General features: G+C 41.5%; 10 protein-coding genes and 2 tRNA genes. All 12 read left to right on the top strand.

Going from position 1 to position 7620, the window contains the following annotated elements:
- The first annotated feature begins 296 nt into the window (after window positions 1–296).
- The 12 genes from U9Q08_04630 to U9Q08_04575 all read left to right on the top strand — a co-directional run bounded on the left by U9Q08_04630 (window position 297) and on the right by U9Q08_04575 (window position 7511).
- Window positions 297–1589, top strand: coding sequence for a tetratricopeptide repeat protein (locus U9Q08_04630; protein ID MEA3328988.1), 1293 nt, complete (start codon window positions 297–299; stop codon window positions 1587–1589).
- A 201-nt stretch (window positions 1590–1790) separates the two neighbouring features.
- The gene (locus tag U9Q08_04625) at window positions 1791–2492 is read left to right on the top strand and encodes a DUF3047 domain-containing protein (GenBank protein ID MEA3328987.1); all 702 of its coding nucleotides are present in this window, start codon (window positions 1791–1793) and stop codon (window positions 2490–2492) included.
- Window positions 2489–2914: a hypothetical protein gene (locus U9Q08_04620; protein ID MEA3328986.1), complete on the top strand. Its 426-nt coding sequence runs from the start codon at window positions 2489–2491 to the stop codon at window positions 2912–2914. The genes U9Q08_04625 and U9Q08_04620 overlap by 4 nt, the downstream gene beginning before the upstream one ends.
- Window positions 2915–2982: 68 nt before the next feature.
- Window positions 2983–4098: an HD-GYP domain-containing protein gene (locus U9Q08_04615; protein MEA3328985.1), complete on the top strand. Its 1116-nt coding sequence runs from the start codon at window positions 2983–2985 to the stop codon at window positions 4096–4098.
- Between the two features lie 16 nt (window positions 4099–4114).
- On the top strand, window positions 4115–4642 hold the full coding sequence (locus tag U9Q08_04610) for a hypothetical protein (protein MEA3328984.1): 528 nt from the start codon (window positions 4115–4117) through the stop codon (window positions 4640–4642).
- 9 nt (window positions 4643–4651) lie between these two features.
- Window positions 4652–5668: an ATP-grasp domain-containing protein gene (locus U9Q08_04605; GenBank protein MEA3328983.1), complete on the top strand. Its 1017-nt coding sequence runs from the start codon at window positions 4652–4654 to the stop codon at window positions 5666–5668.
- Window positions 5669–5799: 131 nt separating this feature from the next.
- Window positions 5800–6246, top strand: coding sequence for a GNAT family N-acetyltransferase (locus U9Q08_04600; GenBank protein ID MEA3328982.1), 447 nt, complete (start codon window positions 5800–5802; stop codon window positions 6244–6246).
- Between the two features lie 12 nt (window positions 6247–6258).
- The gene (locus tag U9Q08_04595) at window positions 6259–6663 is read left to right on the top strand and encodes a hypothetical protein (protein ID MEA3328981.1); all 405 of its coding nucleotides are present in this window, start codon (window positions 6259–6261) and stop codon (window positions 6661–6663) included.
- 20 nt (window positions 6664–6683) lie between these two features.
- Window positions 6684–7142, top strand: a complete 459-nt coding sequence (locus U9Q08_04590; GenBank protein ID MEA3328980.1) for a TIGR00725 family protein — start codon at window positions 6684–6686, stop codon at window positions 7140–7142.
- Window positions 7111–7332, top strand: a complete 222-nt coding sequence (locus tag U9Q08_04585; GenBank protein MEA3328979.1) for a hypothetical protein — start codon at window positions 7111–7113, stop codon at window positions 7330–7332. Before U9Q08_04590 ends, U9Q08_04585 begins: the two co-directional genes overlap by 32 nt.
- 9 nt (window positions 7333–7341) lie before the next feature.
- A tRNA-Leu gene (locus U9Q08_04580) sits at window positions 7342–7425 on the top strand.
- An 8-nt stretch (window positions 7426–7433) separates the two neighbouring features.
- A tRNA-Glu gene (locus U9Q08_04575) sits at window positions 7434–7511 on the top strand.
- The last annotated feature ends 109 nt before the right edge of the window (window positions 7512–7620 follow it).

Genomic DNA, 7620 nt, shown 5'->3' with positions numbered 1-7620 from the left:
AACCGTGTTTTCTGAGATTCTTCGGCCTTCGGCCTCAGAATGACCTTTTTAGCGTTATTATTTTTAATTTCGGTTAAGGTGTGCACTTTTAAAACATAAATCGCTCTAAAACTGTGCACTTTTAATTTTTAAATAACACAAATTACAAAATGCTTGACACATACGCGGTTCTTGGATTATAATATAAAACAGGCAAAATATAAGTGGTGAGTTCGAAGGGGGAACCTCCACGTTAAAAAAGTAAAACCTTCGCGGTGAAAACTGCGAAGGTTTTTGTATTTTAAGGGGGTGTTTTGATGAACCGTGTTTATGTGAAAATGGTTAGGTCGGGAATTATGACGCTGTTTTTATTTTTGGCTTTTTGCGGGGCACCGTCAGCTAATGTAAGTGTTAAGGCTCCTGGTGTGCCGCAAGTCTCGCCACTTCATGTAGATGGGCCATGGTCGGGAAACCTGAGCGATCTGGAAATTTATGATACCATCAGAGGGATAAAAATGGCGATTAAAGAAAACCCCCAGGATTATACCAATTATCAAGCGCTTGCTTTTGTATATGATTACATTGGCCGTCATGATAAGGCAGCAGAGGCGTTGGAGCTGGAAATAAGGTATTACCCCAAAGAAAATATTACTGATTTGGGGATTGCTTACGGTAACCTTGCAAGACAATATATTATTCTCAGAAGATTAGATGATGCCAAGCCGGTGATCGATGAGTCCTTAAAGCTTGCTCCCAACAATCGTTTTAATCACTGGCGGTTATTATCTTATTACACCTTAAAAGGCCGGTATAAAGAGGCTGCCTTAGAGCTTAAGGTATTGAGCGAACTTAGCCCGAAGGGGGATGTTTATTATGAACTTTTGATTTACGCTTATGAAGAAAAGGTAACTCATGATGGTATAATCGAAATTTTCAGGGAAGCTGTCAGGGTTAATCCAGACAGCCATAAGTCTCACCGGATGCTGGCAACAGCTATTAAGAGCTCTCCGGGAGGTCTGGATAAAAACTTTTCTCTTGTAATGGAAGAGTATAATAAAGCCCTGGAGCTGGACCCTGAGTATATCCCCACATATATCAGCATAGCTGGTACTTATATGCTGCGTGCATTATGCGGGAAGGATAAAAATAAAAAATATTTCAATGATTCACTGGAATGGTTTAATAAGGCGTACGAAATCGAGCCGGAGAATGTGAAGTTGGCATATGCCATGGGTGAGCTGTTTATGCGCATGGAGCAATATGATCAGGCAATAAATAAGCTGGAATATACTGTAAGTAAGACTGGTAATGCCCCTGAGCCAGTCGATATGTTAGCTGCCGCCTATAACGACAGAGCGTATCAGTTTTACAAAACAGGCGAAAACATGGAAGAAGGACTGGCATTGATCGACAAAGCGATCAATCTGAGGCCGGATAACGGCATTATTTTAAGCACAAAAGCAGAACTTCTTTATAAAATGGGAAGGCTCAACGAGGCGTATGATTATATCAAGAGGGGTATTGCCTTAGCACCCGGCCATGAAGAAATACAGCAAGATTTAGAGAATATCGAGAAGGCCCTTCTTGGTCTCGACGAAGATAAAAGATAAAGCCGGCATTTAAAATATAGACAGGATTAAGAGATTATGCTATAATTTAAAAAATTGTTACCTGCTCGTCTTTAGTGCCATAATTCGTTATGGAGCAAGTGGTTTCAATGCTGATGCCTGATCCAGGCGGGATGGTGGTGGATATAAGTCAGGAACGTGTCAAACCACCATTTTATCGCCTATAGGGGGCTTAGGATTAAGATGAAAAAACTATATCTAGCAGCATTAGTGATAGTAACAATTGCAATCATCTTGTTTGCCGTTCAGGGCCTTGCCCTGGACCTGCCTAAATGGTTTCCGTTCAGCACTCACAGGGCCCTCCGGGAGTGGAAAGAAAAGGTATTTAAAGGAAAAGTCCTCTACGAAGTCAAGATTGTCAGGGCAAAAGAAGGAGGTTATCTTCTGGCCAGGAGCGATAGGGCTGCTTCAGGATTATTTTATGATATTAAATTCAACCTCTATTCAGCTCCGATGGTAAGCTGGAGGTGGAAGGTGTTGAAATTTCCGGATAAACAAAAAGAGAACTATTCTAAAAGCGAATGGGTTGAAAGAGACGACTACGCAGCCAGGTTCTATATAATATTCCCTAAATTTCCCTTTACCAGGACAGAATGTCTGGAGTATGTCTGGGATGAAACCCTGCCTGTGGGCACTGTTGTGGCCAGTCCTTATTTTGAAAAAATAAAACTGATTGTTATTGAGTCAGGAAAAGAAAAATTAGGGAAATGGGTTTATGAAGAACGCAATGTTTATCAGGATTACCTTACTGCATTTGGAAAGCCGCCGGAAAATCGTGTAGGCGCGATAGCAATAATGACCGATTCGGATAATACGGTAAGCACGGCCGAGGCCTGTTATGATGAGATAAAAATAGGTTATAGGAAAAATGGGGGTAAAAAATGAAAACAAATGAGAATAAAAGAAAAAATTTTTTTATCGCTAACAAACTGCATAAAGAGATCTTGATCATTGTGTTTGTTTCTATGCTCCTGCCGGTTATCCTGGTCGGAATTACCCTTCATTCCCTTATTTTCAATATAGCTGCCTGGGAGATAGGCATTCCCGAGGCAGTATTCTCTGTTTTGCTTCCTGCCATAAAACAAGTCAATTTTATAGTATTCATTGCCCTGCCGTTTGTTATGCTCTTATTGTGGTTCTGGGCTTTAATGGCCACAAAAAGGATAGTGGGGCCTTTTGACAGGCTGTGCAGGGAAGTCGATCAAAGGGTCAAGGGAACTAAAACCGGCCGTATCCAGCTGCGCAAAGGCGACGCATTGCAGGAGTTGGTGGATGGATTTAACCGCCTTTTGGATAAGTCATCTTAGTAACGTAGTTCTGGCCGGGAATTGAAGGGATTGTTGTGGATCAGCCGTTAAACAAGAATATTAGTAAAATGTCAAAGATAAAGACTCCCGAACAGCTTTTTACCTTAATAGAAGAAGAGATAGCCGTTTCTTGCGAGATGGGTTATCTGGCTATATTTGCCTTAAGCGATAACGGGGCAGAATACATTGTCAAGAAGCAGGTTCCCGGATTAAACCAAGTGCCTTTCAGCCGGGACGTAAAACTTGATTTAAACAACCCGATTATAGAGCATTTATCAGAGGTACGAAAACCCTTTTTGATAAAAGAAATAAATGAAAATTTGGAATTTGCCCTGATAAAAGAAAGGCAGGATTTTTTATCTTTACTGCGAAACAAACTGGTTGAATTAGAAGCCGAATTTTGCCTGCCGGGTTTTGTAAAAGATAAGATGGTAACAGTGCTTATGCTGGGTAAAAAGGCATCAGGAGAGGAATTTTCTCTCAAAGAAACGGAATTATTTTCTTCCTTAGCTGCCTGCTCGGCGGAAGTGCTTTGTAATTTTAGCCTGCTTAAGAAAGAAGTAGAGCTCTTTGTCAAATCTATCCGTAGAATAAACAAGGATCTGGAGATAAAAGACCCTTATACAAGAGGTCATTCAAAGAGGGTTGCGGAGTTTTCCATAATCGTTGGCAGGAAATTCCAGGATGGGCTTGAGAAGGTTCCTTACGGCGAAATATCTTTATATTATGCTGCTGAACTTCACGATCTGGGTAAGATAAATGTTTCCGACAGCATTCTTAATAAAAAAGGCGCATTAAATGCTGAAGAATATGATCAGATAAAAGAACATCCTTTGGAATCTGTAAAAATGATTGCCCCTCTGGGAAAGTGGTTTGGAAGAACAATTCTCGATGCCGTTCTTTACCACCATGAGAATTATGACGGCACCGGCTATCCTTACGGGAAAAAAGGAGAAGAGATAAATATCCTGGCCCGAATAATAAGGGTAGTTGATTCTTTTGATGCCATGATCACTGACCGGCCCTATCGAAAAGCCCTGCTTCACCATTTTGCTTTGTCTGAGCTTAAAAAAGGCAGGGGCACGTTGTACGACCCTAGAGTAATAGACGTATTTTTAGAGGCATACAAAGAGGGTTTGTTTAAAGATATATTTTTATCAGAAATGGAAAAAGAGAAAGAATAATTTTTGGATTAAGAAAATGAAAGTATTAGCGTTATTTTTATCAATGTTTTTGTTAATATCTGCCTTTGCCTTTAGCCAGGGTGAAAGTGAAGAATCTGAGGTATTGTCCATTGAACAGTTGAAGGAGGAATTAAACAAGATAAAAGGCCAATTGCAGGGCGTAATAAAAATAGAAACTGAACTGAAAACCGACCGCGAGGAATTGAAACAACTGATAATAAGCAATAACGAAACCGTTGCTCTTAAAATGCTGCTGAGTATTGCCGCGGCCTGCGAGTCTTTTCGAGCAGACCAAAAAATGAATAACTTTCCCAGAAAATTTGAAGAACTAAAGGGTTATATTTCAGATAAAGTAATAAACGCCGCCAGTTCTTCCGATCCGATGTTGGGTTATTATTATGACTATCAATATGTGCTTGGGGATCATTTTAAGCTGAAGGCTGTTCCTGCTGTTAAAGGCGAGACCGGGGAAAGAACCTTTATCCTTGATGATAGCGGTTCTATAATCGAAGAGGAAACAGGAGAAAAAGTAAGTCTGGAATAAGAGAAACAAGTGAAAAAAAAGTTAAAAGTACTCCTGGTGTTTGATGCCCCTTATGCTGTGGGCCGGGATAAGGATTTTAAGCAGGAATTTAAAGATCCTGATTGGGTGACTGAAAGCGACGTTTATAAAGCTCTTGAAGGGAACGGCTATCAACTAGGCCTGTTAGGGCTTTATAATAACATCGGCGTACTTTTTGAAGAATTGAAAAGGAATAAACCCGATGTTGTTTTTAATCTTGCCGAGGTTTTCAGGCAGAAAACCTATCTTGAAAAAAATATGGCCTGGCTGCTGGAAATGCTGGGGGTTCCTTACACCGGGGCAAGCCCGACAACCATGCTTGTCTGCAACAATAAGGCCTTAAGCAAGAAGATATTAAGTTTTCACAGAATAAAGATCCCCAACTTCCATACTTTTTATAGAGACTACAAAATAAAGCTGTTGAGGCGGCTCAGGCTTCCTTTGATCGTAAAGCCTTTATGCGAAGAGGCTTCGCGGGGAATATCCCGGGCTTCGGTTGTCGATGATGAAGCGGCTTTGGTTGAAAGGGTAAAATTCATTCACCAGAGAATGAACATGGATGCTATTGCCGAAGAATACATCGAGGGCCGAGAGTTTTATGTAAGCATTATTGGAAGGAAAAAGATCAAGGTTTTGCCTTTAAGAGAGATGAATTTTGGCAGAATTCCCGAACAAGAAAGCAGGCTGGCGACTTACCGGGCAAAGTGGGATAAGGCCTATCGCAAGAAATGGGGCATAGAAAACGTTTTTGCCGGAAGGTTGGCCGAAGGAATTAACGAAAGGATTGAGGATATCTGCAAAAGGGCGTTTCGCGCTTTGAACATGCAGTCTTATGCCCGGTTTGATGTAAGGGTTACCTCAAATGCCGGTATTTATATTTTAGAAGCCAACGCCAATCCCTGTTTGGCCCGGGATGACGAGCTGGGGCAGTCGGCGCAAAAGGCAGGCATTTCTTACGATAAACTTATTCAGAAGATATTACTGCTTGCTTTGCAAAGAAAACACTAAAAGAAATTAGACGAGTCTCAAAAGAAGAATCTCATTGAAATTAATTGAAATTAAATAGAAATAAATTGTCAAGTTAAGACAATAAATTTCAATATATTTCTAAAAGAGAGGTTTTTTGAGGGAAATAGGCGATGACCAGGACGCAGCAAATAGAAATATGCAGGGCAAAGCAGGAGGACATGCCTTATATCAGGGAAAAAATGCAAAAATATATGCTGGACGCTACTGATATAAACGCTCAACAGTTTTTTGTTGCCAAAAACATTAGTCAGACAGTCGCCTTTGGCAGGATAATTGACCATGGTGAGTTTTTTGAGCTTGCTTCTTTAGGGGTGGATTATTATCACCGGAAAAAGGGTATTGGTACGAGAATGCTCAGGTTTCTTATTGAGCAGGCAGGGATACAAGACCCTCAAAAACCTATTTACGGTGTTACACACCGGCCCGGATTTTTGAAAAAATCTGGTTTTGAAGAAATAGATGATTACCCGCAGTGTTTAGAATACAAGAAAAGTTATATCTGTAAGTTGGATAGTTCTAAAATTAAAATAATGAAACAAACAGAAGCATTCTGTTAAAGGGGTGCGAAGATGGGCGTATTTAGGAAATACTTTTTGCTTGTCATTTTATTCTGCGTTTTGTCTATGTTTTTGCCGCAGGAAGCTCAAAGCTGGCGGCGGCACGGGCCTAAACCTAAACCGGCCGTCAGGCGCCATCGGAATCAACTGCGGCATAAAAAGTATAACTATATACGGGCGCATGATTATAATCACGACGGCAGGGTTGACTTAAAAGACCGTCTCCTGTGGTTAAGAAACAAAGGAAATTATTCGGTTGTTCATGTCGAGGAAGATAATAAAGACCTGGTTGAAATAATAGATATAAATGAAGACGGAGTTGTGAAAACATGGGAATTGAAAGAGTTTTATAATAAGTATGACCTGGATAGGAACGGAATTTTAGAAGACGAAGAGATCAGCGCCGTAACGGATTAAGGCGCGCCAAAGGATTAAACGTGTATATAGCGGTGATTGGCGGGCATAATTGTTCCCGGGAAATCAATAAGATCGCTGAGCAGGTTGGCTATGAGATCGGCCGGATGGGCGCGGTCTTGGTTTGCGGCGGCCTTGGTGGAGTAATGGAGGCAGCGGCCCGGGGATCAAAAAAAGCAAAGGGAAAAACCATAGGTATTTTACCCGGCAATAATAAGACCGATGCTAATCCTTATATTGATTTGCCTATTGTTACCGGATTAGGGTATGCGCGTAATTCTCTGGTGGTAAAAAATGCAGACCTGGTTGTAGCTATTGACGGAAAAGAAGGGACGCTTTCGGAAATTGCTTTTTCCCTGCAGATGAAGAAGCCGATAATCGGCATTCAGACCTGGGATATAGCCGGTATAATCAAGGCTAAAAGCGTCAAGCAGGCAGTAGAAAAAATAAATGAGATTAGAAAACGGCGTTTCAGGCAGTGATGTTTTTTACTGTCCGCATTGCAAACAGCCTCTTTATGACCAGGATGCCCTGCGCTGTCTGTATTGCGGAGAGAGGTTGGACGTTAAGGCCGGGCCTTCAAGCATAATCACCTGGCGCAAGGCAAGGTTTTTTGTCGCCCTTTTAGTTTTACTGGTCATTTTAGCGTTTTTATCTTTGATGGTATTTTAAATTTTTTCCGCGAGGATGGTGGAATTGGCAGACACGCAAGGTTGAGGGCCTTGTGGACGCAAGTCTATGGGGGTTCAAGTCCCCCTCCTCGCACTTTTTTTGGCCCTATCGTCTAGCCTGGCCCAGGACAGGTGGTTCTCAGCCATCAGACACGGGTTCGAATCCCGTTGGGGCTACCAAATTTGTAACCAGCCGTAATTTCGTGAGTTACACGAGATTACGGCTTTTTTCATTCCCAAAACAACCCCCCCAAACTCCCCCATTTTCCCCCATATTCCGCGCATAGTA

It is taken from the genome of Candidatus Omnitrophota bacterium (assembly GCA_034717435.1).
Lineage (GTDB): Bacteria > Omnitrophota > JAUWXU01 > JAUWXU01 > JAUWXU01 > JAYELI01.
The sequence above is the reverse complement of the archived record's forward strand: the minus strand, read 5'-3'. Positions and strand labels throughout refer to the sequence as shown.